The organism is Frondihabitans sp. OV104 (assembly GCF_057787745.1).
The window spans coordinates 2,525,780-2,551,686 of record NZ_CM173541.1 but is presented as its reverse complement, the minus strand read 5'-3'; the positions used below and the strand labels follow the sequence as shown (position 1 = coordinate 2,551,686).

Annotated in this window: 20 protein-coding genes; 9 read left to right on the top strand and 11 right to left on the bottom strand. The window is 70.4% G+C overall.

Annotated elements, in window-relative coordinates; genetic code table 11:
• The first annotated feature begins 143 nt into the window (after positions 1-143).
• The 5 genes from AC3CBB_RS11970 (at position 144) to AC3CBB_RS11950 (ending at position 11,657) form a co-directional block, all read left to right on the top strand.
• Complete coding sequence (locus AC3CBB_RS11970; RefSeq protein ID WP_488624737.1) at positions 144-5,885, top strand: Ig-like domain-containing protein; 5,742 nt, start codon at positions 144-146, stop codon at positions 5,883-5,885.
• Positions 5,886-6,119: 234 nt separating this feature from the next.
• The gene (locus AC3CBB_RS11965) at positions 6,120-7,466 is read left to right on the top strand and encodes an ABC transporter substrate-binding protein (RefSeq protein WP_123505531.1); all 1,347 of its coding nucleotides are present in this window, start codon (positions 6,120-6,122) and stop codon (positions 7,464-7,466) included.
• An 88-nt stretch (positions 7,467-7,554) separates the two neighbouring features.
• A complete protein-coding gene (locus AC3CBB_RS11960; RefSeq protein WP_123505530.1) occupies positions 7,555-8,493 on the top strand; it encodes a carbohydrate ABC transporter permease in 939 nt (312 codons plus the stop codon).
• Entirely contained in the window at positions 8,490-9,323 is an 834-nt protein-coding gene (locus AC3CBB_RS11955) for a carbohydrate ABC transporter permease (RefSeq protein WP_123505529.1), read from the top strand. Before AC3CBB_RS11960 ends, AC3CBB_RS11955 begins: the two co-directional genes overlap by 4 nt.
• Positions 9,324-9,371: 48 nt before the next feature.
• Positions 9,372-11,657 carry an alpha-L-rhamnosidase gene (locus AC3CBB_RS11950; RefSeq protein WP_488624736.1) on the top strand — a complete coding sequence of 762 codons (2,286 nt, stop codon included), beginning with the start codon at positions 9,372-9,374 and terminating at the stop codon, positions 11,655-11,657.
• 77 nt (positions 11,658-11,734) lie between these two features.
• On the opposite strand, the gene AC3CBB_RS11945 is transcribed toward AC3CBB_RS11950, so the two are convergent.
• A complete protein-coding gene (locus AC3CBB_RS11945; protein ID WP_488624735.1) occupies positions 11,735-12,799 on the bottom strand; it encodes a LacI family DNA-binding transcriptional regulator in 1,065 nt (354 codons plus the stop codon).
• Between the two features lie 74 nt (positions 12,800-12,873).
• Between AC3CBB_RS11945 and AC3CBB_RS11940 the strand changes: the two genes are divergently transcribed.
• On the top strand, positions 12,874-13,065 hold the full coding sequence (locus AC3CBB_RS11940; RefSeq protein ID WP_123505526.1) for a hypothetical protein: 192 nt from the start codon (positions 12,874-12,876) through the stop codon (positions 13,063-13,065).
• A 1-nt stretch (position 13,066) separates the two neighbouring features.
• Here AC3CBB_RS11940 and AC3CBB_RS11935 read toward each other — a convergent pair whose 3' ends face one another.
• Genes AC3CBB_RS11935 through AC3CBB_RS11925 form a run of 3 tightly spaced genes read right to left on the bottom strand, consistent with a single transcriptional unit; the run spans position 13,067 to position 15,189 of the window.
• Complete coding sequence (locus AC3CBB_RS11935) at positions 13,067-13,240, bottom strand: hypothetical protein (RefSeq protein WP_488624734.1); 174 nt, start codon at positions 13,238-13,240, stop codon at positions 13,067-13,069.
• A gap of 36 nt (positions 13,241-13,276) precedes the next feature.
• Positions 13,277-13,939, bottom strand: a complete 663-nt coding sequence (locus tag AC3CBB_RS11930; protein WP_488624733.1) for a response regulator — start codon at positions 13,937-13,939, stop codon at positions 13,277-13,279.
• Positions 13,936-15,189, bottom strand: a complete 1,254-nt coding sequence (locus tag AC3CBB_RS11925) for a sensor histidine kinase (RefSeq protein WP_488624732.1) — start codon at positions 15,187-15,189, stop codon at positions 13,936-13,938. Before AC3CBB_RS11925 ends, AC3CBB_RS11930 begins: the two co-directional genes overlap by 4 nt.
• 192 nt (positions 15,190-15,381) lie before the next feature.
• Between AC3CBB_RS11925 and alr the strand changes: the two genes are divergently transcribed.
• Together alr and AC3CBB_RS11915 are read left to right on the top strand one after the other, a co-directional pair.
• On the top strand, positions 15,382-16,500 hold the full coding sequence (alr, locus tag AC3CBB_RS11920; protein ID WP_488624731.1) for an alanine racemase: 1,119 nt from the start codon (positions 15,382-15,384) through the stop codon (positions 16,498-16,500).
• Positions 16,497-17,504, top strand: coding sequence for a D-alanine--D-alanine ligase family protein (locus AC3CBB_RS11915; RefSeq protein WP_488624730.1), 1,008 nt, complete (start codon positions 16,497-16,499; stop codon positions 17,502-17,504). Before alr ends, AC3CBB_RS11915 begins: the two co-directional genes overlap by 4 nt.
• A 70-nt stretch (positions 17,505-17,574) precedes the next feature.
• Here the strand turns inward: AC3CBB_RS11915 and AC3CBB_RS11910 are convergent, their stop codons facing one another.
• The 6 genes from AC3CBB_RS11910 to AC3CBB_RS11885 form a co-directional block, all read right to left on the bottom strand.
• The gene (locus AC3CBB_RS11910; protein ID WP_123505521.1) at positions 17,575-17,853 is read right to left on the bottom strand and encodes a GlsB/YeaQ/YmgE family stress response membrane protein; all 279 of its coding nucleotides are present in this window, start codon (positions 17,851-17,853) and stop codon (positions 17,575-17,577) included.
• Between the two features lie 151 nt (positions 17,854-18,004).
• Positions 18,005-18,673 carry an ATP-binding cassette domain-containing protein gene (locus AC3CBB_RS11905; protein WP_488624729.1) on the bottom strand — a complete coding sequence of 223 codons (669 nt, stop codon included), beginning with the start codon at positions 18,671-18,673 and terminating at the stop codon, positions 18,005-18,007.
• A complete protein-coding gene (locus tag AC3CBB_RS11900; RefSeq protein WP_488624728.1) occupies positions 18,670-19,524 on the bottom strand; it encodes an ABC transporter ATP-binding protein in 855 nt (284 codons plus the stop codon). Before AC3CBB_RS11900 ends, AC3CBB_RS11905 begins: the two co-directional genes overlap by 4 nt.
• The gene (locus AC3CBB_RS11895) at positions 19,521-22,142 is read right to left on the bottom strand and encodes a hypothetical protein (RefSeq protein ID WP_488624727.1); all 2,622 of its coding nucleotides are present in this window, start codon (positions 22,140-22,142) and stop codon (positions 19,521-19,523) included. The genes AC3CBB_RS11900 and AC3CBB_RS11895 overlap by 4 nt, the downstream gene beginning before the upstream one ends.
• A gap of 594 nt (positions 22,143-22,736) precedes the next feature.
• Positions 22,737-23,225, bottom strand: a complete 489-nt coding sequence (locus AC3CBB_RS11890; protein ID WP_488624726.1) for an SRPBCC family protein — start codon at positions 23,223-23,225, stop codon at positions 22,737-22,739.
• Positions 23,222-23,620 carry an ArsR/SmtB family transcription factor gene (locus tag AC3CBB_RS11885; RefSeq protein ID WP_488624725.1) on the bottom strand — a complete coding sequence of 133 codons (399 nt, stop codon included), beginning with the start codon at positions 23,618-23,620 and terminating at the stop codon, positions 23,222-23,224. The genes AC3CBB_RS11890 and AC3CBB_RS11885 overlap by 4 nt, the downstream gene beginning before the upstream one ends.
• A 53-nt stretch (positions 23,621-23,673) precedes the next feature.
• Here AC3CBB_RS11885 and AC3CBB_RS11880 point away from each other — a divergent pair, with 53 nt between their 5' ends.
• Positions 23,674-24,600: a nucleoside hydrolase gene (locus tag AC3CBB_RS11880; RefSeq protein WP_488624724.1), complete on the top strand. Its 927-nt coding sequence runs from the start codon at positions 23,674-23,676 to the stop codon at positions 24,598-24,600.
• Here AC3CBB_RS11880 and AC3CBB_RS11875 read toward each other — a convergent pair.
• Positions 24,597-25,880: an MFS transporter gene (locus AC3CBB_RS11875; protein ID WP_488624723.1), complete on the bottom strand. Its 1,284-nt coding sequence runs from the start codon at positions 25,878-25,880 to the stop codon at positions 24,597-24,599. The genes AC3CBB_RS11880 and AC3CBB_RS11875 overlap by 4 nt on opposite strands.
• Positions 25,881-25,907: the final 27 nt, after the last annotated feature.

The following is a 25,907-nucleotide window of genomic DNA, read 5'->3' as shown; positions in this document are numbered from 1 at the left end:
ACCCGCTTTAGGGGATATGCACTGGGGTACAGGCACCGGAGGATCGTCACAGCCCCGCTCGCGTCGAGGATCAGCCGCCGCGATCGGAGAAGCGGTCCCCACCACCGCGAACGATCTGCCATCCCACGTCTCGAGGACTCCGAATGCCCGAACACGCCGCCCGCCTCCCCCTCTCGAAGCGGCTGCTGAAGCCCGCCGCGATCGCCGCTGTCATCCTGCTCGGCGCTCTCGGCATGACCGAGGGGCAGACCAGCGCCGCCAAGGCCGCCGCCCTGCTCTCCTGCGATCAGAACACCGTCTACGCGATCACGGGCTCGAACGGCACCGTGCAGGGGATCAACGTGTCGAACGGCTCGACGACCGCCCTGCCGAGCTTCGGCACGGCGAACAACGCCCTCGCTATCGCCCCGAACGGCACGGCCGCCTATGCGACCGTCAATCAGGCCGCCGCTAATACCGCCGGGGCCATCACCAAGTACGACGCGGCCACGGGGAACGTCACGACAGAATCGCCCGTCAGCATCCCCGGCAACACCTTCCGCGGAGCGATCAACCCGCTGAACAGCTACTACTACTACGCGCAGGGCGGCGTCTCGGACCCTGCCGTCTACGCCTACGACACCATCAACAAGACCCCCATCGGGCTCGTGGGCCACCTGCCCGCGGTGACCGCAGGCAACGGCGACTTCGCGTTCTCGACCACCGGACAGCTGTACCTCGCGGCTGGAGCGCAGGTGCTCCGGGTCGACACGGCCATCCCCACGACCGCCGGCAACGTCTCCCTCGCCACCAGCCAGGTCACCGCGCTCCCGTCGGGCACGAACAGCCCGGGCATCGCCTTCTCGACCAGCGGGTACCTGTACGTCGCGAGCGGTACGAGCCTCCTCAAGATCGACCCGAGCTCCGGCGCCAACATGGGCACCGTCGCCATCGCGGGCAACATCCAGCCCAGCGACCTCGCGTCGTGCAACTACGCCGACAGCGTCTCGGCGAAGGCGTCCGTGAACGAGCGCTGGCAGTCGACCGACCAGTTCGGCCTCGAGGTCGACGGCGACGGCCTGCTCTACGGCAACACCGCGACGACCTCCGGCACCGCCACCGGCCTCCAGAAGGCCATCGCCGGCGCCTCGCTCGTCGTCGCCGGCCAGACCTACACGGCGAAGGAGACGGCCAAGGCCACGACCGATCTCGCGAACTACGACACGAGCTACGTCTGCACGACCAAGACCGTCGACGGCACCACCACGCAGACCCAGCCCACCCAGGGCACCTCCGCGTCGATCACCCTCGCCGCGAACTCGGCCGACGCCGACGTCTCGTGCGTCTTCACCAACACGCTCAAGGCCGTCCACTCCGTGGCCGTCGCCGACAGCTTCCACACGCCCACCGGCACGACCCTGACCGTCCCGGCCGCCGGCGTGCTCGCCAACGACACCGTCGGCACCGGCAACACCGTCGCGGTCTCGTCGCAGCCCTCGAACGGCAGCCTGACCTTCGACACGGCGACCGGCGCCTTCACGTACGTGCCCGCCGACGGCTTCGCGGGTACCGACACGTTCACCTACACCGACACGGACTCCTCGGGCACGGCCTCGACGGCCACTGTCACGATCGTCGTCGGACCCACCGCGGTCGACGACTCGGCCACGATCGGGGCTGACGACACCCTCGCCGTCGACTCCGACCACGGCGTGCTCGCGAACGACAAGGGCACCGGCCTCACCGCGGTCAAGGCCTCGGATCCGAGCCACGGCTCCGTCACCGTGAACCCCGACGGCTCGTACACGTACGAGCCGACCGCGAACTTCTCGGGTCAGGACTCCTTCACCTACACGGTCACCGACTCCGGCACCGACTCGGCGACCGGCACGGTCACCATCACCGTCACCCCGAAGGCCGTTGCCGACACCCTCCCCTCGACGACGATCAACCAGACCGCCGAGATCCCGGCCTCGACCCTCACGGGCAACGACCGCGGTACCGGACTGACGATCACCGCCGTCGGCCCGGCCGCGACCGGAACCGTCTCGCTCTCGTCGGACGGCTCCAGCATCACCTACGTGCCGAAGCCCCGCACCTCCGGAACCGACACCTTCACCTACACGGTCACCGACGCCTCGGGCACGACCAGCACGGCGACCGAGACCATCCGCATCGCCCCGACCGCGGCCGACGACACGCTGCCGTCGACCCCGGCCGGCGCACCCGAGACCATCACGAGCGCCACCCTGCTCGGCAACGACCGCGGCACCGGCCTCAGCGTCACCGGCGTGAGCTCGGCCTCCAACGGCACCGTCGCCCTGTCGACGGACGGCACCGAGGTCGTCTTCACCCCCGCCGACGGGTTCTCGGGCCCGGCCCAGTTCACCTACGAGGTCACCGACTCCTCCGGCGGAACGGCGACCGCTGTCGGCCGCCTGACCATCGAGCCCGAGGTCGGCGCGAACGCCATGACCGCCGTCTCGGGCCAGGAGCTCAGCGTCTCCAAAGAAGACGGGGTGCTCTCCGACTCGTCCGGCAGCGGTCTCCAGGCGTCCCTCGAGACCGGGCCGCAGCACGGCGACCTGACCCTGAACACGGACGGGTCGTACACGTACACGTCCGATCCTGCGTTCTCGGGCACCGACACCTTCACCTACACGGTGACGGACAGCTCGAACGGCACCACGACGGGCACCGTGACCATCACGGTCGTGCCGTCGGCGAAGGACGACACTGTCACGCCGACTGACGCGGGCGTCACGGAGAGGATCGCGGCCGCCGACCTGACCGGCAACGACTCCGGCTCGACCCTGACGGTCGCCGGGATCACGCAGGGCCAGCACGGCCGCGTGACGCTGAACAGCGACGGCACCGTCTCGTACCGCCCCCACACCGGCTGGTCGGGCACCGACACGTTCACCTACACGGTCACCGACGGCTCCACCGTCTCGGAACCCGCCACCGTGACCATCGTCACGACGCCGGTCGCCGTCGACGACACGGTGCCGAACGCCACGGTCGGCACCGACTCGGTGATCCCCGCGGCCCACCTCACCACGAACGACAAGGGCACCGGCCTCACCATCACCAGCGTCCAGAACCCGTCGCTCGGCTCCGTCTCGCTGGACTCCGACGGCGACGTCGTCTACTCGCCGACCCCCGGGTTCTCCGGCATCTACACGTTCGACTACACGGTGACCGACGGCTCCGGCCAGAAGTCGACCGCGACGGCGACCATCACCGTCGCCCCGTCGGCCGGGCCGCTGACGGCGACCCCGACGGCCGGGACCACCGACACGGTCGCAGCCGACGACGGCCTCCTGTCGCAGGCCGACGGCTCCGGACTCTCGGTGGCGATCGCCAGCCAGCCCGACAACGGCACGGTCACGCTCGTCGGCACCGACGGCGGCTACACGTACGTGCCGGCCCCCGGCTACTCGGGCCCCGACTCGTTCACCTACACGGTGACCGACGGAAGCGGCACGTCGACCACCGGAACGGTGACCGTCACGGTGCTCCCCAAGGCCGTCGACGACACGGCGACCGCTCTCTCGGGCGTCGACACCACCATCACGACCGCGTCGCTCACCGGCAACGACAAGGGCACCGATCTGAAGGTCACCGGCGTCACGCAGCCGACCGGAGGCGCCGTCGTCGACACTGGCGACGGCACGCTCACCTTCACGGCCGACCCGACCTTCTCGGGCACGACCACCTTCACCTACACCGTCTCCGACCCCACCGGCGGAACCGCGACGGCCACCGTCACGGTCCAGGTCGCCCCCGTGGCCAAGGCCGACTCGGGCACCACGCCGGCCGGCACGAAGCTGACGGTCGCCAAGGCCGACGGCCTCCTCGCGAACGACTCCGGCGCGGGTCTCACCGCCGCGCTGGCCACGTCCGCCGCGCACGGCACGGCCGCCGTCGCCTCCGACGGCAGCTGGACCTACCAGCCGACCGGCTCGTTCTCGGGTACCGACTCCTTCACCTACTCGGCGACGGACTCCTCGGGCACGATCCGCACGGCGACCGTCAAGGTCACGGTCACCCCGAAGGCGGTCGCCGACGCCTACACGACCGCTGCCGGAATACCGGTCCACCGCGACGCGAAGGGCGTCCTCGCCAACGACATCGGATCGACCCTGACCGTCACCGGCGTCGCCACGACGACCTCCGCCGGCTCGGTCGTGACCACCCCCGCGGGCGGCACCGTCACCATCAAGGCCGACGGCACGTTCGACTACACGCCGGCCGCCGGGTTCTCGGGAGCCGACACCTTCCCCTACGCGATCACCGACGGCTCGCACCAGACCGTCGCCGCGAACGTGGTGGTCACGGTGACTCCGGTCGCCGTCGACGACGCATTCGAGACGGGCGCAGGAACTCCGCTGGCCATCGGCGCGACCGACCTCACCGGCGACGACCTCGGCACCCACCTGGCCGTCACCGCCACCGGGACTCCGAAGCACGGCACCCTGGTTCCGGCGACGAGCGGCTTCACCTACACGCCTGCCGACGGCTTCTCAGGCACCGACTCCTTCACCTACACGGTGACCGACTCGTCGGGCCAGGCGGCGACGGCGACGGCTCGCATCCTCGTGGGCGTCCGCGCAGCCGACTACGCCGCGGGCACAGACGCCGGCACCTCGGTGAAGAAGAGCGCCCAGAACGGCCTGCTGAAGGACGACTCGGGCACGAAGCTCGTCGCCACGCTCGACCAGGCGCCGACGCACGGCACCGTCACGGTCGACCCCGACGGCGCGTACGTCTACATCCCCGCCCGGGGCTTCTCGGGCACCGACTCCTTCACCTACACGGTGACGGACGACTCCGGCCAGGTCCGGACGGGCGTCGTGACCATCACCGTCACGCCCCTCGCCGCCCCGAACTCCGAGAAGACGAAGGCCGGCAGGCAGCTGGTCGTCGGCGGCAGCAGGGGAATCCTCGGCAACGACTCGGGCTCCGGCCTGGTCGTGACCGGAGTCACCACCCCGTCGCACGGCGGAACCGCCGTCATCAGCGGCGCGGGCGTCCTGACCTACACGCCGGCCACCGGGTTCTCGGGCACCGAGACGTTCGACTACACGGTCACCGACACGTCCGGCCAGACGGCCACGACGACCGTCACGGTCACCGTCCTGCCGAACGCCGCCGCCGACTCGGGTGCGACGACGATGGGCCGCAGGCTCGCCGTCACCGCGGCCGAGGGGCTGCTGTCGGACGACCTCGGGACCGGCCTCACCGCCGCCCTGAAGTCGGCGCCGCACCACGGCACGGTCGCCGTTCGCCCCGATGGCTCGTACACGTACGTGCCGAAGGCGGGCTTCACCGGCGTCGACACGTTCACGTACACGGCGACCGACGCCAGCGGCCACTCGACGACGGCCACGGCGACCATCACCGTCGCCCCCGGTGCCAGCGCAGCGGATGACGCGATCACCGGCAAGCCGAACCACGCGGTCACGGTGAACCTGCTGGCGAACGACAACCCGACCTCGGGGGCGACCTTCGACCCGTCGTCGATCGGCCTTCTCGACCCGGCCACCGGCCACGTCGTCCAGTCGATCGAGATCGCCGGCAAGGGCACCTTCCGGGTGGTCGACAGCACGGTCACCTTCGCGCCGGAGCACAACTTCCACGGCGAGGCGCAGATCCGCTACCGCGTCGCCGACTCCGACGGCGTCTACGTCTCGGCCGTCATCCGCGTGACCTACCCGACGGTCGTCGCCGCGGCGATCAGCGGCTCGGCCGGAGCCGTCGCCTCGTCGCTCGCCTTCACCGGCTCGACCGGCACCGGACTCACCCTGACGGTGGGAGCCGCCGCGATGCTGCTGGGCCTCGGCCTGATCGCGGCTCGTCGCCTCCGCCGCCCGGCTCCGGGGCCGCGCCGCACCGGGGTCTAGCCTCCGCCACCCACGATCGGGACTCGCCACCACAGGCTTCTGTGGTGGGGAGTCCCGATCGTGCGTTTAACCGGGCGACGCGGTCGCACATCGCTTTCGTAAATCGTTACACAAAACCATTGACGGGCCTGTGAGTGCGATGCGACTATCGACACGCACCGAAATTGATTCGTTTCAAAACGTGTCTCTCCGCTCGTCGCATCCCGCCGGCGAGCCTCTTACAAGGAGGTAAGAATGTTTCGACGTACCCAGAAGGGCGCGGCTCCCCGAGTCGCTTCCCGAGCGGTGAAGGCAGCAGGACTGGGCGGCGCCGCCGTCCTCCTGCTCTCGCTCACCGCGTGCTCGGCCGGCGGCGGCGGCGGATCGAGCGATGGCCCGGTCACCATCACGTTCCTCACCGACAACGCTCCCGCCAGCAGCACGTCGGGCCAGGCGCTCATCAAGGCCTTCGAGAAGGACAACCCGAAGATCACGGTCAAGCTCGACTCGCGCCCGCAGGGCACCGACGGCGACAACCTCATCAAGACGCGCCTGTCGACCGGCGAGATGGCCGACGTCTTCACCTACAACTCCGGCTCGCTCTTCCAGGCGCTGCACCCCGACAACACGCTCGCCGACCTCTCGGACCAGAGCTGGGTGAAAGACCTCACGCCCGAGTTCAAGACGACGGTCAGCACGTCCAAGGCCACGTACGGCGCCCCCTTCGGCACCTCGTTCGGCGGCGCGGTCATGTACAACAAGGCCGTGTACAAGAAGCTCGGCCTCGACGTCCCGCAGGACTGGGCGACGTTCATGAGCAACAGCGACAAGATCAAGGCCGCCGGCATCACCCCGATCATCCAGACCTACGGCGACACCTGGACCAGCCAGCTGTTCGTGCTCGGCGACTTCGCCAACGTGACCTCGCAGCAGGAGGACTGGGCCAGCCAGTACACGAAGAACAAGGAGCGCTACGTCGACCAGCCGGCGTTCGCGTCGTTCCAGCACCAGCAGGAGGTCTACGACAAGGGCTACCTGAACAAGGACTTCGCCTCGGCCACCCAGGTCGCCGGACTCAAGATGCTCGCCACCGGCGAGGGCGCCCAGTACCCGATGCTGACCAACGCCATCGCGACGATCCAGCAGAACAACCCGGACGACGTGAACGACATCGGCGTCTTCGCGCTGCCGGCGCAGAACGCCTCCGACACCAAGATGACTATCTGGGAGCCGGGCGGGGCCTACATCCCGAAGACGACGGAGGGCGGCAAGCTCGCCGCCGCGAAGAAGTTCGTGGCGTTCATGAACTCGTCGGCCGGCTGCGAGATCCAGAACACGACGATCGCACCGTCAGGGCCCTACGCGACCAGCGCCTGCACGCTCCCGAGCGACGTGGCGCCCGTCATCACCGACCTCCAGAAGTACGTGGATGACAAGAAGGTGGCCCTCGCTCTCGAGTTCCTGAGCCCCATCAAAGGACCGAACCTCGAGAAGATCACGGTCCAGGTCGGCTCCGGCATCAGCTCGGCGGCGACCGGCGCCAAGCTGTACGACGCCGACGTGAAGCAGCAGGCGCAGCAGCTGGGCGAGCCCGGCTGGTGACCCGCCGCTAGAGAACCGACCCCGCGCGGGCGGCGGCGACCCCGCCGCCCGCGCATCCCCGCTTGTGCACCACCGCAAAGGAGCGCTGATGACCGCAACACTGACCACGCCGGCTGCGCCGCCGACACCGACGACCACGCGCCCGCCCCGCGGGCGGAAGCGGGGCCTCAGCACGGGACGCACGTACCCCTCGTGGTTCTACATCCCGGCGACGGCCCTCTACGTGGTGCTGTTCGCCGTCCCGACGTTCGCGTCGTTCTACTTCGCCCTCACGCGCTGGACCCTGTTCGACATCACGTTCATCGGGTTCCAGAACTTCGTGCAGTTCTTCCAGGACCCCCAGCTGACCCAGGGCTTCATCCACACGTTCGAGTACGGCTTCGTCACCAGCGCCGCCAAGGTCGTGATCGGGCTGGCCCTCGCGCTCCTGCTCACCTCCCCGGTGCTCGGCCGCGGCTACCTCCGGGCCGTCGTGTTCTTCCCGGTGCTCGTGTCGACCATCGGCATCGGCATCACGTTCAAGGCGCTGCTCGACCCGTTCCACGGCATCGTCAACAGCGTGCTCGGCACCCTGGGCCTGCCCCAGCCCGGCTGGCTGACCGACCCGGCCCTCGCGCTCTGGTCGGTCGCCGCGGTCGACGTCTGGAAGGGCGTCGGCATCGCCACCCTGATCTTCATCGCCGGAATCGTGGCGATCCCCCAGGAGTACGTCGAGGCTGCGAAGGTCGACGGCGCCAGCGCCTGGCAGGTGTTCAAGTCGGTCACGCTGCCGCTGTCGCGCCCGGCGATGGGCACGGTCATCATCCTGTCGCTGATCGGCGGCCTGCGGTCGTTCGACCTGATCTGGGCCATGACCGGCGGTGGTCCCGGCTTCACCTCCGACGTCATCGCGTCGGTCATCTACAAGCAGTACCAGTCCGGGTTCTACGGGCTGTCGACAGCGGGCAACGTCGTGCTCTTCGTCGTCGTGACGGCGATCATGATCCCGGTGTCGCGTCTGCTGAACCGAGGGGAGAAGGAGTCATGAGACGCGCACGCATCCAGAAGTGGACGGTCGGAACCATCGCGATCGTCGTCTCGTTCGTGGTCTTCCTCGTCCCGTTCGCCTTCGTGGTGCTCCAGGCGGCGAAAGACCCCGCCGAGGCCGCCGACCTGTCGTTCTCGCTGCCGACGAACTGGCAGATCTGGCAGAACCTCACCGCCGTGCTGCAGTCGAACGACGGCGTCGTCGTGCGCTCGTTCATCAACAGCGGCATCCTCACCGTGTTCAGTGTCGCGCTCATGGTCGTCGTCGCCGCGATGGTGGGCTACGTCCTGCAGCGCAAGCCGTCGCGGATGAACGGCGTCATCAACTTCTTCGTGCTGGCCGGCCTCATCGTGCCACCCGCGGTCGTCCCGACCATCTGGGTGATGCAGGGCCTCGGCATCTTCAAGACGCTGCCCGGCATGATCCTGATCGAGGCGACATTCGGGCTCTCGTTCTGCATCCTGCTGTTCCGGGCCTTCGTCGCGACGATTCCGCGCGAGCTCGACGAGGCGGCCGTGCTCGACGGCTCCGGGCCGATCCGGCTGTTCTTCTCGGTCGTGCTGCCGCTGCTTAAGCCGGTCGTCATCACGGTGATCCTGGTGCAGTCGGTCGCGGTGTTCAACGACTTCGCGGGCCCCCTGTACTTCCTGCCGGGAGCTGACAATTCGACGGTCCAGCTGACGCTCTACAACTTCCAGAGCCAGACTCTGAGCCAGTACAACCTCCTCTTCATGGACGTGCTGCTGATCACCATCCCGCCGCTCATCCTCTACATCTTCTTCAACCGCCAGATCGTCGCCGGCATGACCTCCGGCGCAGTGAAGGGCTGACCCGTGACCCCTCAGACAGAACCGACCACGCACACAGAGAAGGACAGCATGACCTCGAACGCACCCGCCTCCTGGACGGCGCAGATGATCGCGCCCGACGCCGACCTCCTCGGGGCACCGCTGCTCCGCACGGAGTTCACGCTCGACGAGGGGCACGGCGCCGTGACTCGCGCCGAGCTCCGCCTGTCGGCGCTCGGCATCGTCGAGGCGTTCCTCGGCGGCGAGCCCGTCTCGCCCGACCTGCTGACGCCCGGCTGGTCGAGCTACGAGTGGCGCGTGCGCTACCAGACCTACGACGTCGCCGCGCAGATCCGCGAGACGACCGTCCTCGGTCTCGCCCTCGGCAACGGCTGGTACCGCGGCCGCCTCGGCTGGTCGGGCGACGGCGGCTGGTACGGCGACGAGGCCGCGGCGTTCGCCGAGCTCGAGATCGAGTTCGAGGACGGCCACGTGCAGCTCGTCGTCACCGACGACACCTGGACGGCCGGCGCCTCGACGACCACCCGCAACGACCTCTACGACGGTCAGGACATCGACGCGCGCCTCGCCCGCACCGACTGGCTCGAGGTGGGCTTCGACGGATCGGGCTTCGCGGGCACGCACGCCGTCGAGTTCGACCTCGGCAAGCTCGAGCCCTACATCGGGCCCTCGGTGCGCCCGACGCAGGAACTCGCCGTCACCGAGGTCATCACGACCCCGAGCGGCGCCACCGTCCTCGACTTCGGCCAGAACCTCGTCGGCTGGCTCCGCGTCAACGTCACCGGCCCTGCCGGCACCGTCGTCACCCTGCGGCACGCCGAGGTGCTCGAGAACGGCGAGCTCGGCGTGCGCCCGCTCCGAACGGCGAAGGCGACCGACCGCTTCACCCTCTCGGGCGGCGCCGACGTCTTCGAGCCGACGTTCACCCTGCACGGCTTCCGCTACGCCGAGGTCGACGGCTGGCCCGGCGAGCTCGACCCGGCGGCCATCACCGCCGTCGTCATCGGCTCGGAGCTCGTCCGCATCGGCGAGTTCACCACCAGCGACGCCGATCTCAACCAGTTCCACGAGAACGTCGTCTGGGGCATGCGCGGCAATTTCGTCGACGTGCCCACCGACTGCCCGCAGCGCGACGAGCGTCTCGGCTGGACCGGCGACATCGCCGCGTTCGCTCCGACGGCGTCCTTCCTCTACGACGTGGGCGCCTTCCTCGGCGACTGGCTCGTCGACCTCGAGCGCGAGCAGGAGCACCACGACGGGATCATCCCGTTCGTCGTGCCCGACGTGATCAAGTACATGCCGAAGATCGGCGCGTTCCCCGATCCCGACTCCACCGCCGTGTGGAGCGACGCGGGCGTCTGGGTGCCGTGGACCCTGTACCAGGCCTATGGCGACGAAACGGTCCTGCGCACGCAGTGGAGCTCGATGGCGTCGCACGCCCGTCGGGTCAAGTCCCTGCTGTCGCCGGCCGGCGTCTGGGACACCGTGTTCCAGTTCGGCGACTGGCTCGACCCCGACGCGCCGCCGGAGAACCCGGCCGCCGCCAAGGCCGACACCGGCGTCGTCGCGACCGCCTGCGCGTACCGCACCGCGACGCTCGTCGCCGAGTCGGCCGCGATCCTCGGGCTGACCGCCGAGGAGGCCGAGTTCCGCGCGATGGCGGACGACCTGCTGGCGGCCTTCCACGGGGCCTACATCGACGAGAGCGGGGTGATCCTGAGCGACTGCACCACCGTGTACAGCCTCGCCATCGTCTTCGGGATCGTCGAGGGGGAGCTGCTCGAGTTCGCCGGCAACCGGCTCTCCGAGCTCGCGGCCGAGAGCGGCTACACGATCTCGACGGGCTTCGCCGGCACGCCGTTCATCACCGACGCCCTCACTCAGACCGGCCACCTCGACGACGCCTACCGCCTGCTGCTGCAGAAGGCCTGCCCGTCGTGGCTCTACCCCGTCACTATGGGCGCGACCACCATCTGGGAGCGCTGGGACTCCATGCTCCCCGACGGCAGCATCAACCCCGGCGAGATGACGTCGTTCAACCACTACGCGCTCGGTGCCGTCGCCGACTGGATGCACCGCGTCGTCGGCGGTCTCTCGGCGACAGCCCCCGGCTACTCGGAGGTGCTGATCGCGCCGCAGCCCGGCGGCGGGCTGACCTCGGCGGCGACGTCGCTGGTGACCCCGCACGGCCGGATCGCGGTGTCGTGGACCCTGGACGGCGAGACGCTGACGGTGGAGACGGACGTGCCCGCGGGCGTGTCCGGCACGCTGCGGCTGCCGGGCGCCGCCGACCGGCCCGTCGTCGAGGGGCATGACGTGGTGACGGCCGACGTTCCTGCGCCGGTGTCTGTCTGAGGCTCGGCTTCCGAGACCCCGGTATCCGCCGCACCTGGCGGATGCCGGGGTCTCGCCGTGCCGTGCCAGTCGAGGAGCTACGAGCGGGGCGGGCGGGTCGACGTGCCGACCCGGAGGCGCGGCTCGATCAGCAGCTGCTTCGACTCGGTGCGGCCGGCGAGGCGCTCCAGCAGGAGGGTGACGGCGGTCGCGCCCATCTCGTGGCCGCGCTGGTCGACGGTCGTGAGCGAGACGGCGGGGTGGGCCGTCATCGGGATCCCGTCGTACGAGGCGAGCGAGATGTCGTCGTGCGTGAGCCCGGCGTCGAGGATGGCGCGCTGCACGCCGAGGGCGATGGAGTCGTTGCCGGCGAAGATCGCGGTCGGGAGCTCGTCGCCGCTCTGCCGGGCATCGCGGAGCAGCGTCATGGTGGTCGCGTACGCCTCGTCGTCGTTGGCCCCGGTGCGGATCACCCGTGCGGAGCAGTCGAGACCGGCCGCCGCCATGGCCGCGTGATAGGCCTCGTAGCGGACCGCGTGCGGGGTGAGCGAACCCGCCGCGGTGACGGCCGCGCCGTGGGTGAGGTGGGCTATCCGACGGTGGCCGAGGCCCCGGAGGTGCTCCATGACGAGCCGGGTTCCGAGTGCGTCGTCGCTCGCGAGGGTGTCGTACGCGGCCGACTCGTCGTGTCGACCCAGCATGACGATCGGCATCTGGCGCGACAGGCGGGCCAGCCACGCGGTGCCGACGAGCGGCGAGATGGCGACGAGGCCGTCGACCTGGCGGTCGGCAAGGGCCTCGAGGGCGCGGAACTCGAGAGCGTCGGCCGACATGGCGGGAGCGACGACCAGCTGGTACGGGGAGTCGGCGAGGGCGGCCATCGCCCCGCCGATCAGGACGTTGAAGAACGGGTTGCTGTCGCTCGGCATCTCGAGGCCGATCGTGAAGCCCGAGCCGCGCATGGCCCGGGCCGTGGCGCTGGGCCGGTAGTCGAGGGCGTCGATCGCGGCCGTGACCCGCTCGCGCATGCCGGGGCTGACCCCGTAGGCGTTGCGGATGACCTTCGACACGGCCGAGTGCGAGACGCCGGCCAGCCGCGCGACGTCGCGGATCGTGGCCTTGCCCGGCGGGGTCGCGCTCAGAGGATCGCCGCTCGCCGACATGGCTCCACTGTACTGTCGCGCGGGGGTCGAAGTGCCTCTGTCCACCACCCCGGTCGGCCCCGTAGGTTCGAGGTATGGAACACCTCGTCTACCTGCTCGCCGCGATCGTGACGGTCGTCGTGCTCTCGGGTCTGGTGGGCGGTCTGGCGGCGTTCGTGGTGGCGATGCGCCAGCCGTCGGGCGCGGCCTCGCGCGGCGAACGTCCAATCGCGGCTGTCTCCCGCCCCGCCACCCCGCCGCTGGCGGACGCTCGCCGCCCGGAGTAGCTCAGCGGCGGCCAGCGCGGCGTCGCTTCCGCGCCATCACCACGCTGGCGCCGGCGGCCATCACCACGCTCGATGCGAGAGCGCCGGGCAGCGCGCCGGGCATGAACTGCGCGGCGACGATCACCGCGCCGACCGTGGTCCCCATCAACGCGGCAGGCCTTACGAGAATACTCATTCTGAGCATCATATCCGAGAGCGAGTGCCGCGAGCGCTAGTCGAGCAGGCCGTTGTCGTGCGCGTAGACGACGAGCTGCACGCGATCGCGCAGCCCGAGCTTGCCCAGCACGGCCGACACGTGCGACTTGACCGTCGACTCGCTCACGTACTCGTGGGTCGCGATCTCCGAGTTCGAGAGCCCGCGGGCGGCGAGCGTGAACACGACGCGCTCGCGCGCGGTCAGGTGCAGGAACTCGACGGGGCTGGGCCCCTTCGCCGGGGTCTGCGCCGCCTCGACGTCGGCACTGAACAGCTGGCCGAGCTCATCGGGCGCGAGGACAGCGCTGCCGGCATTCACCGCCCGGATCGCCGCCGTCAGGAATGCCGGCGTGCTGTCCTTCAGCAGGAAGCCGCTGGCGCCGCGCCGGATCGCGGTCGCGGCCGCGGCATCGAGCGCGAACGTCGTCAGCACGATCACGCGCGGCGGCCGCTGCGGTCCGCCGGGGCCGAACAGGGCGCCGACGGTCTCGACGCCGTCCATCACGGGCATGCGCATGTCGAGAAGCACGATGTCGGGCCGCGTCGCGGCGATGACGTCGAGGCCCTCGCGGCCGTTGCCGGCCTCGCCCACCACCTCCATGTCGTCTTGCGCGTCGAGCGCGACGCGGACGCCGCCGCGGAACAGCTCCTGGTCGTCGACGAGGACGATGCGGATCATGGGGACTCCTCGGTGGGGTGGGGCAAAGGGATCCGCGCTCGCGCGGTGAAGGTTCCGTCGACGGCCTCGGCCTCGAGGCTGCCCCCGACGGCGGAGACCCGGGCCTGCATGCCCTTGAGCCCGGTGCTCGGGACGCCGGTCGCGGCGGCCGCGTCGACGCGCAGCCCTCCGCCCGGGGTGGTGGGCGGCTCGTCGAGCACCTCGTTGTCGACCTGCAGGACGACGTCGCTCTGCCGCCACGTCTCGGCGAACGCGATCGGGCGACCGGGGGTGCCGTGGCGGAGGGCGTTGGCGAGCATCTCCTGGGCGACGCGGCGCACGACGAGCGCGCGGGCGGGGTCGGGCTGGCGCACGGCGCCGCGCACGGTGTGCTCGACGGTGACGCCGGCGGCGCGCACCTGCTCGAGCAGAGCGGCGAGGTCGTGCGGCTCGTCGGCGCCGCCGCCGCTGCTGGCCGTGCCGCTCAGCACCTCGCGCACCTCGCCGAGCGAGCGGCGGGCGGTGTCGGCGATCGTCGCCGTGACGGTGCGGATGCGGGCGGTGTCGTCGATGAACTGAACGGAGTCGGCCTGCGCGATGATGACGGCGAGCGAGTGGCCGACGATGTCGTGCACGTCGCGCGCCATCGCGGCGCGGACCCGCTCGGCCTGTGCGACGCCCTGAGCCTCGACGGCCTCGGTCTGGGCCAGCACGGCCTCGGTCTGCGCCTTGGCCGCCTGGGTCTGGGCCTGGAGGCGGAGATCGGACTCCGAGCTCCGCGAGCGGAACGCGCGGACGGTGAGTCCGGCGAGCCAGGCGAAGCCGAGGACGCCGATCGGGGCGAGCAGGGCCGCGATCGCCTGCCACGGCGAGCCGTCGAGGAAGAGCGTGAAGCGGGTGCCGGTGCGCGACAGGTAGACCGAGGCGATGCTGCCGCCGACCACGGCCGAGATGAACGAGGCGAGCAGCACGGCTCGGCTGCCGCGACTCGCCGCCGCGTAGATGACGAGCACGAGAGCCACGGTCGTGACGTTCGGCCGCTCGTTACCGTAGACCTGGAAGGCCGCCATGACCCAGATCAGGATCAGAGCCCAGCCCGGGAAGACGCGGCGCAGGGCGACGGCGGCCACGGCGAGCAGGGCGGTGCCGGCAGTGGGGCTGTTGAGCTGGATCCCGAAGTTCACGAGGCTCAGCACGAAGAGGACGGCTGCGACGGTGAGGTCGGTGTAGAAGGCGCGCGAACGGAACCGGTCGGCGATCGACGTCTCCATGCGGTCCTCTCCGGTTCCTCCGCGCGCGACCGCACGGACACTCCATCCTCGCGGATTCGAGAACGCCGGGCTTAGTCCGGCAGGCGGAGATGGGTCGTAAGGATTCGTCCTCCCGGCCGATTGACCCCCATGTGACATATCGTACTGTGGTGGACGGCTCCACTCGCGGGCCACGATCACGAGGGGTTTCCGATGAGCACCGCCGCAGAACTCACGGTCGACGCTGACGCAGTCGCCCGCAACACGCGCCTCTTCGCCGAGCGCGCCCACGGCCACCTGATGGCCGTCCTCAAGGCCGACGCGTTCGGCCACGGCGACCTGGCCCGCGTCGCAACCGACAACGGCGCGAGCTGGCTGGGCACGACGTCGCTCGCCGACGCGCACGACCTCCGCGAGCGGGCCCCGGGCACGCCGATCCTGAGCTGGCTCAACCCCGTCGATGCCGACTGGGGCGGGGCGGTGGTGGCGGGGATCGACGTGGCGGTCCCCACGGCCGAGCACCTGCACGCTGTGTCGCGGGCGGCGGCCGCTGCAGGCGGCATCGCGCGGATCCACCTCCACATCGACCTCGGCATCAACCGCGACGGGGCCGCGCGGTCCGACTGGGCCGCCCTCTGCGAGCTGGCCGCGCTGCACGAGCGCACTTCCGGCCGGGTGCGCGTCGTCGGCATCATGGGCCACCTGTCGTCCGCCGACGCTCCCAGCTCACCCGAGAACGCGCGCGAGCGGATGCTCTTCGACAACGCGGTGCGCGTCGCGCGGGCGAGGGGGCTGCGACCGGTCGTCCGGCATCTGGCCGCCAGTGCGGCGACCCTCACCCAGCCGGAGGCGCTGTACGATCTCAGCCGCGTGGGCGCCGGCCTCTACGGCATCGATCCGTCGCGGACCACGAGCCTGCACCCCGCGCTGACGCTCACCGCGCCGATCGTCTCGGTCAAGCGCGTGGGTGCGGGTGCCGGGGTCGGCTACGCGCACACCTGGTCGACCTCCCGTCCGACCTCGCTCGCGCTCCTGCCGGTCGGCTACGGCGACGGCCTCCCTCGCACGGCGTCGGGGCGAGCCTGGGTGCAGGTCCGCGGTCGGCGTCGTCCGGTGGTCGGCGTCTTCTCCATGGACCAGGTGGTCGTCGACGTGGGCGACGATCCCGTGATGGCGGGTGAGACTGCGACGGTGTTCGGCCCCGGCGACCACGGCGAGCCGACCGTGCGCGAATGGGCGGACTGGTCGGGCACCATCGACCACGCGATCGTGGTCGGCATCGGCGCGCGAGTCACCCGTCGAACCGTGGGCCTGGCGGAGGTCTCGGCGTGAGCCGGGCAGAGGGCGTGAGCCGCGCGGGCGGGATGCTCCGACTCGCGGTCATCGGCGGTGGCGAGAACTCCGAGCACGACGTGTCGCTCGCGTCGGCGGCCGGTGTCGCGTCGGCCGCGATCGAGTGCGGCTTCACCGTCGTCGGCCTGACGATAGGCCGCGACGGCACCTGGGCGACGGCGGCGGGCGCTCCCATCGGCGTCGAGGACGCCGTCCGGATCCTGCGCTCCTGCGACGTCGCCTTCCCCGCGCTCCACGGCGTCAACGGCGAGGACGGCCTGCTCGCCGCCTTCCTGACGGCGATCGGCGTGCCGTACGTCGGCTCCGACATGCCGGCCGGCGTCCTGGGCATGGACAAGTGGGTCACCAAGCTGATCGCCGAGGCTGTCGGTGTCGCGACCGCCCCGGGTGTGCTCGTCCGCGCAGGAACCCGACCCTCGTCCGCCCTGCCCGCCGTCCCGGTCGTGGTGAAGCCCGTCGCCGCCGGCTCGAGCCACGGGGTCACGTTCGTCGGCGACGCCGCCCTGATCGACCTGGCCGTGGTCGCCGCCCTGGAGCACGACGACCGGGTGCTCGTCGAGAAGGCCGTCGTCGGCCGCGAGGTCGACATCGCCGTGATCGAGCGGGCTGACGGCGCCCTCACGGTCAGCCCTCCGCTCGAGATCGACCTGGGGGGCGAGGACGTCTTCGGGACCGAGCGGAAGTACGGGGGGACGGCGCGGTTCGCCGTTCCTGCGCCCGTGAGCGACTCGGTGCGCGTCGAGATGGAGAGCGCGGCACGGACGCTGTTCCGGGCGCTCGGCTGCCGCGGCGTCGCGCGCTTCGACTTCTTCGTGACCGATTCGGGCATCGTACTGAACGAGGTCAATACGATGCCGGGGTTCACCGCGCAGTCGCAGGTGCCCCAGATGTTCGAGGCGGCGGGCTGGAGCTACGCGCGTCTCGTGGGGGAGCTCGTCGAGGTCGCGCTAGCCGGCGCCGTCGTCCGCCCTGTAAGGGGTTAACCGACGAGATCGCAGCAGCGGCGCCCGGAGGCGACCACTGCTGCGATCTCGGTGAGGGGTCGGCTGGCGACTAGCGCGAGACGCTGCGGCGTCCGCTGACGCGCAGGTAGATCACGAGCACGATGATCGCGCCGATGATGGAGCCGACGATGCCGGCGGGCTGGAAGAAGCCGTCCGAGGCGTCCTTGTGGAAGATCAGGTAGCCGATGAAGCCGCCGACGAACGATCCGATGATGCCGAGGAGGATCGTCATCGGGATCGAGATGTTCTGCTTGCCCGGGACGACGAGACGTGCGACCGCGCCGGCGATGAGGCCGATGACGATGAGGCTGATGATGAGGCCGAGCATGGTGTTCTCCTTGTGGGGGATTGGGGGCCGCTCGGGAAGTAGCGACTCATCAATGAAACACTCAGGAACGGCCCAGCGCCCGATTTCATGAGGGGATGGCCGCTACGCGGACATCAGGCGTATCCTGTCCGCCGCACGTGTGCTGTCGAGCTCATTCGCCGCGCCCAGCGAGGCCGAGAGACAGGGTGACGACCGCGGTGGCGCGTTGTCGAAGAAGCGGATCGTCCGTGGCGATGATGACCAGAGCACCTGCCGCCGCCGCTGCCTCGATGGCGGTCCAGACGAGTTCCGCCGTTGCCTCGTCGAGCTCGCTGGTCGGATCGTCCACGACGATCACGCGAGGAGTCCCGATGAGGGCACGGGCCAGGGCCACTCGCTGCTGCTGTCCTCCCGAGAGCTGCTCGACGAGGTTGTGCCAGCTCGCCGGCGGCAGGCCGAGTGACGCGAGAAGCCGCTCGACGTCTGTGACGACAGGAGGCGTCGAATGCGATCGACCCCCGGCCGTGCGATGCCCGCCAGCGGATGCGAAGAGCCGGACTGCGACGTTCTCCACGGCCGTCAGGCCTCCGAGGAGCTCGTGACGCTGCGCGAGAATCCCGGCCTCGCCGAGGCGTGGCGGAGAGCCGTCGATGAACGCGCGTCCCGCCGAGGGCATCCGGGAGCCCGTCAGGACCTCGAGCAGGGTGGACTTGCCGCTGCCGGCGCCGCCCGTGACCACGACGAGATCGCCGGAACCCGCTTCGAGCGTCACCGGGCCGATGCGTCGCGACGGCCCCAGCACGATCTCGACCGCGTCGAGACGGAGGGTGACAGGGCTCACGAGGTCACCTCGTCGCGCTGCAGGTTCAGCACGAGTTCGCCGGGGGCCGTCTCGGCCACCGAGACGAACGAGCCGGCCGGCCAGCGGTCGCGGAGCTCGGCGGGCAGCTGGACCGAGCCGTCGGCGCCGACCACGGCGAAGCGCCCGCGATCAGAGGCCTCCTCGCCGATCCGGCCGTCGCGGAGGTGGATCATGCGCTGCATCCGGGCGGCCACCTGCTCGTCGTGCGTGACGATGAGCGTTGCGGTGCCCTCGGCGCTCGCGGTCTCGACGAGCACGTCCAGGAGGTGATCGCGGGAGGCGTCGTCGAGCTGGCTCGTGGGCTCGTCGGCGACGAGCAGGCGCGGCCGACCCGCCATCGCGACCGCGAGCGCGACGATCTGCTGCTCCGACGGGCTCATCGCAGAGACCGGTCGACGGTCGCGATGCAGGTCGCTCGACCGCAGCACCCGTCGGCCGAGACGCACGTCTCCGCGTTCGGCGCCGCGCAGGGCCCACGCGAGGTTCGCGTCCGAGTCTTCGTGCAGGAGCAGGTTCGTGGACGCGCCCTGGAGCATCAGCCCGAGGGTCGACCGGCGCACGTGCGCCAGCTCGCGTTCCTTCGCCCTCCCGATGTCGGTGCCGAACACCACGACGCGACCGGCCGACGGTCGGAGGATTCCGGCGACGATGGCCATGAGCGTCGACTTGCCCGACCCGGACGGCCCGAGGAGGGCGATCCGCTGCCCCTCCTCGACGACCAGGTCGATGCCTCGGAGGGCCGCGACGTCGGTGTCGGCCTCGCGGTAGACGTGCACGAGGCCCTCGCAACGGAGGGCGGCGGGGACGGTTCGGCGGAGGGTCTCAGTCATCGCGACGACCGCCCCACGGCGCCGACCTCGAGCCGGGCGCCGACTGCGGAGCCACCCGCTGCGAGGAGCAGGGTTCCGGCGACAAGCGCGATGAGGGGCAGGACAGCCGGCGAGAAGTCGGGTGGCGGCGTGGCACCGTCTCCGGCGAGGAGCGGCAGCCGCGAGATCGTCAGGGCGAAGGCGGCGAGGCCGCTCACCGTGCCGAGGACGATCCCGCCGGCCACGGGAGTGAATGCCTCGAGCAGGAGAAGGCCTCTCAGCTTCTGCGGGGAGATGCCGGCGTCGAGAAGCGACTGCCAGTCCGAGCGTCGGCCGGCGCTTCCGATGATGCGGAGGGCCGCCGCCGCCACGAGCGTCAGCAGAAGTGCCGCCGCGCCGATCGGAAGGCCCGCGAGGGCTGCCCGAGGGTGGGCTTCCCGGACGTCTGCCGTGACGACGTCAGAGAGGTGCGTGACGGCGGTGACACGGATTCCCTCGGAACGGAGCGCCGTCAGCACCGCGGGGTGCTGACCGGGAGACAGCCACACCTCGTCGTGGCCGACCCGCGAACCGGAGTCGGAGATCCTGCTGGCCGTCTCCAGATCGATCAGGGCGCCGGTGTCCAAGAGGCGTGGAAGGGCTCGGGCCCGGCCGATGACTGTCAGCACGCGAGGGCTGAGGTCGGGGGCGACCCCCTGGACTCCGTCGGGGACGCCCGGGTAGTCCTGGACGCGGGTTCTGCTGCCGAGGAGAGCGGGAAGGGGATCCGGGGCGTCCCGAGGCATCGCGCTGACCGTGTTTCCGCCGTCGAAGTCGGAGAACTGCAGCCGGAGTCCGGTCACCGTCGCCGGCCCGTCTCTGCCCTGGGAGATCCGGACGGAGGCCTGCTGCTGGCTGTCGGTGCGGTCGCCGATGCGATTGCGCCACTGCGAGGGGACGAGCCACCTGGCGAGCTCGGAGACGTTCTGCCGGTCGGTGGAGACGCCGGTGACGGTGAGTTCGTACCCGAACGGCAGCGGGTCGGCCAGAGCGCTCTCGATGCCGATCCACGCGACCCGGCAGCCTGCGGAACAGGGGAACGAGCCCGCCGGACTCACGAGAGTGCCGTTGTGAGGGGTGCCGAAGACCACGGTGTGCCAGCCGTCGGCGGCCTGGACGACGGCGATCAGGTGGAGCGTCGACGGATCCGTCTTCTGCGCCGTGACGCCCGCGCCGGCGATGCGAAGGCGGAGAGATGTCCCGTGGGCGGTGAGAGGTGCCGTTCGCTTCGGGACGAGCAGATCTCGGAAGGCCTCGGACGAGAGCCCGAGCCAGGCCGGACGAACGCGGGAGACAGCCGCGAATCGCGAGGTGTCGACGGCGATGAACCGCCCGACGCCGTTGCCCGTCGTGGAGACCTCGGCGGCCATCGCGACCTGCCCGGAGGGATCCGCGCGGCGGACGGCCTCGAGGAGGGACACGGTGCGAGGCACCTCGACTGTCAGGACGGTGTCCGCCCCGAGTGATGCGGCAGCCAGGTTCTGCTGCAGATGCACGGCGACCACGGCCACCTGCGCCGAGTACGTCGCGACTGACAACCCGAGCGACACCATCACCGCGGCCAGCAGGACGGACGGGGCGCGCCCGAGTTGACGACCGACCACGATGCCGCCGAGGGATCGCGGTGACCGACGGGACATCCTTCGGAGCACGACTAAGGCGATCTGGACGGCGAGGATGCCGGCGACCACCGCTATCAGGCTCGGCGTCAGCGATGCGAGCTGCACGCCGCTGATGGTCTTCAGCCCGAGCAGTGAGTAGACGACTGCGGCTGTCAGGAGCACGGCCCCCGACTGCGCGACCAGCGCTGTGCGGCTGATCGTGCGCGGTTCGGTCGACTCGCGGAGGACGGAGGTCAGCGGCAGGCGTGCCGACTGGATGCTGGCAGCAGCCAGGGCCGCGAGCGCACCGAGGAGGGCGAGGCCCGCGGCGGCGAGGACGAGCGGGCGTATCGGCTCCACCGGCGCTCCAGGGCCGATGACGAGGTGGACGGCCTCTCGGGCCGAGAGGACGGCGAGGCCGAAGCCCGCGACGGCTCCGGCGACGAGGGCGATGCCCGGTTCCAGAAGGATCATGCCGATCCGCCGCCCCACCGGAAGACCGCGGAGCCGCGCGAGGCCCCACTCCTTGGCGCGGACTCGCCCGATCCGCTGCACCGCCAACGCGATGGCGAACCACGACAGAGCGAGGGCCTCGACGACGACGATGGCCAGGAGCGCCTCCGCAGCCCGGTGCTGGGGTTCCAGTCGCGCGATTATTCGAGGGAGCGGACTCGCGGTGTCGGTATTGGAGATCGCAGCGATGCCGTCGAGCGTCGCCCGGTGCGCTGCCGACACGTCGCGCAGCGCCCGCGGCACGTCGTCCAGGCGCAGAACATGCCGGAGCCCGCGGAGGGCGTAGCCGGTGGCTTCGAGTTTCTGAGCGTCGAACTGCGCGTCCGCGACGACGAACGAGGGCGCGTCGGATACCCCCGCGACGCCGAAGAAGGACGCCGGGTCCGACAGGAAACGGCCGCTGAGCGGTCGGTCGTCGTAGATTCCCACGACCGTCACCGGCACCTGATCGTTCACGATGAAAAGGGAGAGCCTGGTCCCCAGCACCAGGCCAGCCTGACTTCCCCTCGTGTCCCTGTTCGCGGCCTGGGCCGCTTCCCGACTGACGGCGACCTCCCCGACCGCGTCCGGGCACCTGCCCTCGAGGAGGGGCGCGCCAGCGCAGTCCGTGCCGCCGCCGACCAGGCCCACCGTCGGCAGGGTGCCGCTCTCGCTCGGAGATGCGGCCTTTTCCCAGGACGACGCAGAGGTCGCGGCCGACACGGTGACGGGGTCAGACCACAGGGAGGCAGAAGAGCGGGTGAGAGCATCGACGGCGGCTTCGTAGCCGGAACTGACATCGCCGGGCCCGGAGTCCGCAGAGGCGACGAGCGTCGTCCGGCTCCCGCCGACAGGGCCGGTCGCATCCGCCAGCGTCTGCTGCTCGAGAGAACGGAGCATCACGGGAGCGAGGGCGGAGAGCACGACGGCGATCAGTGACAGGGCGAACAGGGACAGGAAAGCCGCAGGCCGTCGTCGAACGCTTCGCGCCCAGAACGGTCCTCTCATCACGCAGCTCCTTTGCCCGCCGTCCCGGCAACACTAATGCGTCGACGGCGCGGCGCAGCGAGCCGCGGCCCCGCTCGATCGGCGAGACCCCGCCTAGTTCGCGAGGATGGCCTCGATCTGGCCCATGGCGAGGGTCATGCCCTCCTTCATGCCCATGGCAATCAGCTTCTCCATGCCCTCGAGCGAGTCGAAGTGCGACACCAGCGTCATACGGGTTCCGCCATCGGCGGGCTCGAGAGTCATGCGCATGCTCGTGATCGGCATCGTCTCGTCGGGCGTGCCGTCGCCCTCGGCGAAGCCGTCGCGAAGCTCGAGGCTGCGCGGCTCGTCGACGGCCGTGATGACCCACCACCCGGGCATCGTGTCGCCCTCGGGAGAGGTCATGTGGTACGCCGTCGTCGAGCCGACAACGAGGTCGTGCTGGGTGAACGTGGCCGGGTACGTCGGCGGGCCCCACCAGCGCTCGAGCTGGCGCGGGTCGGCCCAGAGCTGCCAGACGCGCTCCGGGGTCGCGTCGAGCTGGGCGACGACGGTCATGGTGAGGTTCGCGGTGTCGTGAGTGGCATCGATGGCGAATGTCATGTGTCCGTTCCTTTCGATGGTGCGTCGGTGGATGATGCGGGTGCCGGCAGGTCCGTGGCTGGTCCGTCTTCGGCGAGGAGGGCGTTCATGCGCTGGAAGCGCTGCTTCCAGATGTCCTCGTAGCTTCTCAGGAGCTGCTCCGCTCGCTGGATGGTGCCGATATCGCCCGACACGATCTGCTCGCGCCCGCGCCGGGCCTTGTGCACGAGAGAGGCCCTCTCGAGGACCGCGACGTGCTTCTGGACCGCCGCGAAGCTCATCTCGTAGCGGTCGGCGAGGGTCGACACGGACTGCTCGGCGCGGATCACTCGCTGCACGATGTCGCGCCGGGTGGCGTCGGCCAGTGCGTGGAAGATCCGGTCGATCTCATCCTGTGTCAGTTTTTCTACAACCATTTGGTTGCACGTTAGACCGACGACGCGTGAAGCGCAAGCACTACCGTCGGGGGATGAGCGAAACCATCCCCGTCTTCCTCGACTGCGACACCGGAATCGACGACGCCCTCGCCCTGGCGCACCTGCTCTCGCGCGACGACGTCGACCTGGTCGGCATCGGGGCGGCGAGTGGAAACGTCACGGCGGCGCAGGCGGCGGCCAACACCCTCGCCCTGCTGGAACTCGCCGGACGCACCGATATCCCGGTCGCCGTCGGCGGCGAAGACCACCGCGCCCACCCCTTTGACGGGGGAGCCCCCCACGTGCACGGGGCGAACGGCATCGGCGGGCTCGATCTCGCGGCCCCTGCCGTCACCACGGTCGCGGGCAGCGCCGCCGACCTCCTGATCGCGGCCGCCAGGGCGCACCCCGGCCGGCTCCGCGTCGTGGCGATCGCGCCGCTCACCAATCTCGCGCTCGCCCTCGATCAGGAGCCGGAGCTCCCCGGTCTCATCGAGAGCCTCACGATCATGGGCGGAGCGGTCTGGGACGCCGGCAACCGCACGCCGTTCGCCGAGGCGAACATCGCCGGCGACCCCGAGGCCGCCGCGCTCGTCTTCGCCGCCAACTGGCCGATCACCCTCGTGCCGCTCGATGTCACCCGGCAGCACCGGTTCGACGAATCGGATCGCGCCGCCCTGCTGGCCGCGGGAACGCCGATGACGTCAGCGCTCGGCGAGATGCTCACGACCTACTTCGACTTCTACGAGACGGTGCTGGGCGAGCGGATGTGCCTGCTGCACGATCCGCTGGCGTCGATGATCGCGACGGGCGACGTGGTCCCGGACCTCACGCGAGCGACCGCCATCCGCGTCGACCAGAGCGACGGCCCCGAGCGCGGCCGCACGGCGCCCGTCGACGGCGAAGGGACGCTCGTCGTGACGAGCGCCCCTTCGGAGAGTGCGCGAGTGCTGCTGGCGCAGCTGCTGGGCGTGGCCTAGCGGACCCGCTTGATCGGGATCACGGCCAGAGCGCCGACGATGCCGATGATGCCCGCTCCCCAGAGCATGAGCGTGTAGTTCTGACCGGCGGCGCTGCCGATGCCGAGCAGGAGGCCCGCGAAGGCCGGGGCCAGCGACTGCGGCAGCGCGTTCGCGATGTTGATGACGCCGAGGTCCTTGCCGGGCTTGTCGGCGTTGGGCAGGACGTCGACGACGAGCGCGGTGTCGATCGAGGCGTAGATGCCGTACGCGAAGCCCATGATGACCTCCGCCAGGTAGAACGCGCCGAGCGTCGAGGTGTGGGCGAGGATGATCAGGCCGACGGCGAACAGCGCGGTCGAGCCTCCGACGAAGATCTTGCGACGGCCGAGCTTGTCCGAGAGCCAGCCCGAGACGGCGGTCGAGGCGATGAGCGCGATCGTGTAGAGCAGCACGCCGAAGGCGACGGCCTCGACGGCCTGCTGCTTGCCCAGGCCGATCTGGTGCTGCATGTAGAACAGGCGGTAGGTCGTGAACATGAAGGTCGCGAAGATGATCAGGAAGCGCGACCACCAGGCGAAGGCGAAGTCGGGGTTCTTGATCGGGTTCGTCCAGAACGACGAGATGATGTTCACGAAGGTGAACTTCTTGATCGGCGCGGTCGGCAGCTCGTCCCGGGCGACGAAGGCGTAGACGATGACGAGGGCGAGCGCGAGGAAGCCGGGGGCGATGAACAGCACCGGCAGGTTGAACGCGAAGAAGACGGCGAGGTAGGTGCCGAAGAGTACGGCGCCGTTCTGCGCGAGCGAGATGATGCTGGAGGCGCGGCCGCGCTGGAACTGCGGCACGTTGTCGGCGAAGCTCGCCGTGAGCGTGGAGTAGGTGGCGTTCGCGGCGACCTGGCAGATCAGCCAGCCGACGATCAGCTGGCCGGTGCCCTGCGCGTAGGCGACGATCGCGAGGCCGGCGATGAAGACGATCGAGCCGCCGAGCAGCCACGGACGGCGACGGCCCCAGCGGGTGCGGGTGCGGTCGCTTAGCGCGCCGGCGAGCGGGTTGGCGAACAGGGCGCCGAGGGCCCCGATCGGCAGCACCGACGCGATCATGGCGGTGGCCGCCGCTTCGGTGGGCGCGAGTTCCTGCGCCTTGAGCTGCATGCTGACGTACACCGGCGACAGGAGCGCCACGAAGATGCCGAACTGGGCGAGGCCGAGGCCCCAGAGGTAGAGCTTCGACACGGCCACGGTGCTGACGGCCTGGGTGAGGGGATCCGGAATCTTCGTTGCTTCGGGTGTCGACATGACGCCTCCTTGAGTCACAAACAAAAA

What these genes read in the sequence shown, in the direction of transcription:
- AC3CBB_RS11970 (WP_488624737.1), top strand. Translation starts at nt 144, where the DNA reads ATGCCCGAACACGCCGCCCGCCTCCCCCTCTCGAAGCGGCTGCTGAAG.
- AC3CBB_RS11965 (WP_123505531.1), top strand. Translation starts at nt 6,120, where the DNA reads ATGTTTCGACGTACCCAGAAGGGCGCGGCTCCCCGAGTCGCTTCCCGA.
- AC3CBB_RS11960 (WP_123505530.1), top strand. Translation starts at nt 7,555, where the DNA reads ATGACCGCAACACTGACCACGCCGGCTGCGCCGCCGACACCGACGACC.
- AC3CBB_RS11955 (WP_123505529.1), top strand. Translation starts at nt 8,490, where the DNA reads ATGAGACGCGCACGCATCCAGAAGTGGACGGTCGGAACCATCGCGATC.
- AC3CBB_RS11950 (WP_488624736.1), top strand. Translation starts at nt 9,372, where the DNA reads ATGACCTCGAACGCACCCGCCTCCTGGACGGCGCAGATGATCGCGCCC.
- AC3CBB_RS11945 (WP_488624735.1), bottom strand. Translation starts at nt 12,799, where the DNA reads ATGTCGGCGAGCGGCGATCCTCTGAGCGCGACCCCGCCGGGCAAGGCC.
- AC3CBB_RS11940 (WP_123505526.1), top strand. Translation starts at nt 12,874, where the DNA reads ATGGAACACCTCGTCTACCTGCTCGCCGCGATCGTGACGGTCGTCGTG.
- AC3CBB_RS11935 (WP_488624734.1), bottom strand. Translation starts at nt 13,240, where the DNA reads ATGAGTATTCTCGTAAGGCCTGCCGCGTTGATGGGGACCACGGTCGGC.
- AC3CBB_RS11930 (WP_488624733.1), bottom strand. Translation starts at nt 13,939, where the DNA reads ATGATCCGCATCGTCCTCGTCGACGACCAGGAGCTGTTCCGCGGCGGC.
- AC3CBB_RS11925 (WP_488624732.1), bottom strand. Translation starts at nt 15,189, where the DNA reads ATGGAGACGTCGATCGCCGACCGGTTCCGTTCGCGCGCCTTCTACACC.
- alr (WP_488624731.1), top strand. Translation starts at nt 15,382, where the DNA reads ATGAGCACCGCCGCAGAACTCACGGTCGACGCTGACGCAGTCGCCCGC.
- AC3CBB_RS11910 (WP_123505521.1), bottom strand. Translation starts at nt 17,853, where the DNA reads ATGCTCGGCCTCATCATCAGCCTCATCGTCATCGGCCTCATCGCCGGC.
- AC3CBB_RS11900 (WP_488624728.1), bottom strand. Translation starts at nt 19,524, where the DNA reads ATGACTGAGACCCTCCGCCGAACCGTCCCCGCCGCCCTCCGTTGCGAG.
- AC3CBB_RS11890 (WP_488624726.1), bottom strand. Translation starts at nt 23,225, where the DNA reads ATGACATTCGCCATCGATGCCACTCACGACACCGCGAACCTCACCATG.
- AC3CBB_RS11885 (WP_488624725.1), bottom strand. Translation starts at nt 23,620, where the DNA reads ATGGTTGTAGAAAAACTGACACAGGATGAGATCGACCGGATCTTCCAC.
- AC3CBB_RS11880 (WP_488624724.1), top strand. Translation starts at nt 23,674, where the DNA reads ATGAGCGAAACCATCCCCGTCTTCCTCGACTGCGACACCGGAATCGAC.
- AC3CBB_RS11875 (WP_488624723.1), bottom strand. Translation starts at nt 25,880, where the DNA reads ATGTCGACACCCGAAGCAACGAAGATTCCGGATCCCCTCACCCAGGCC.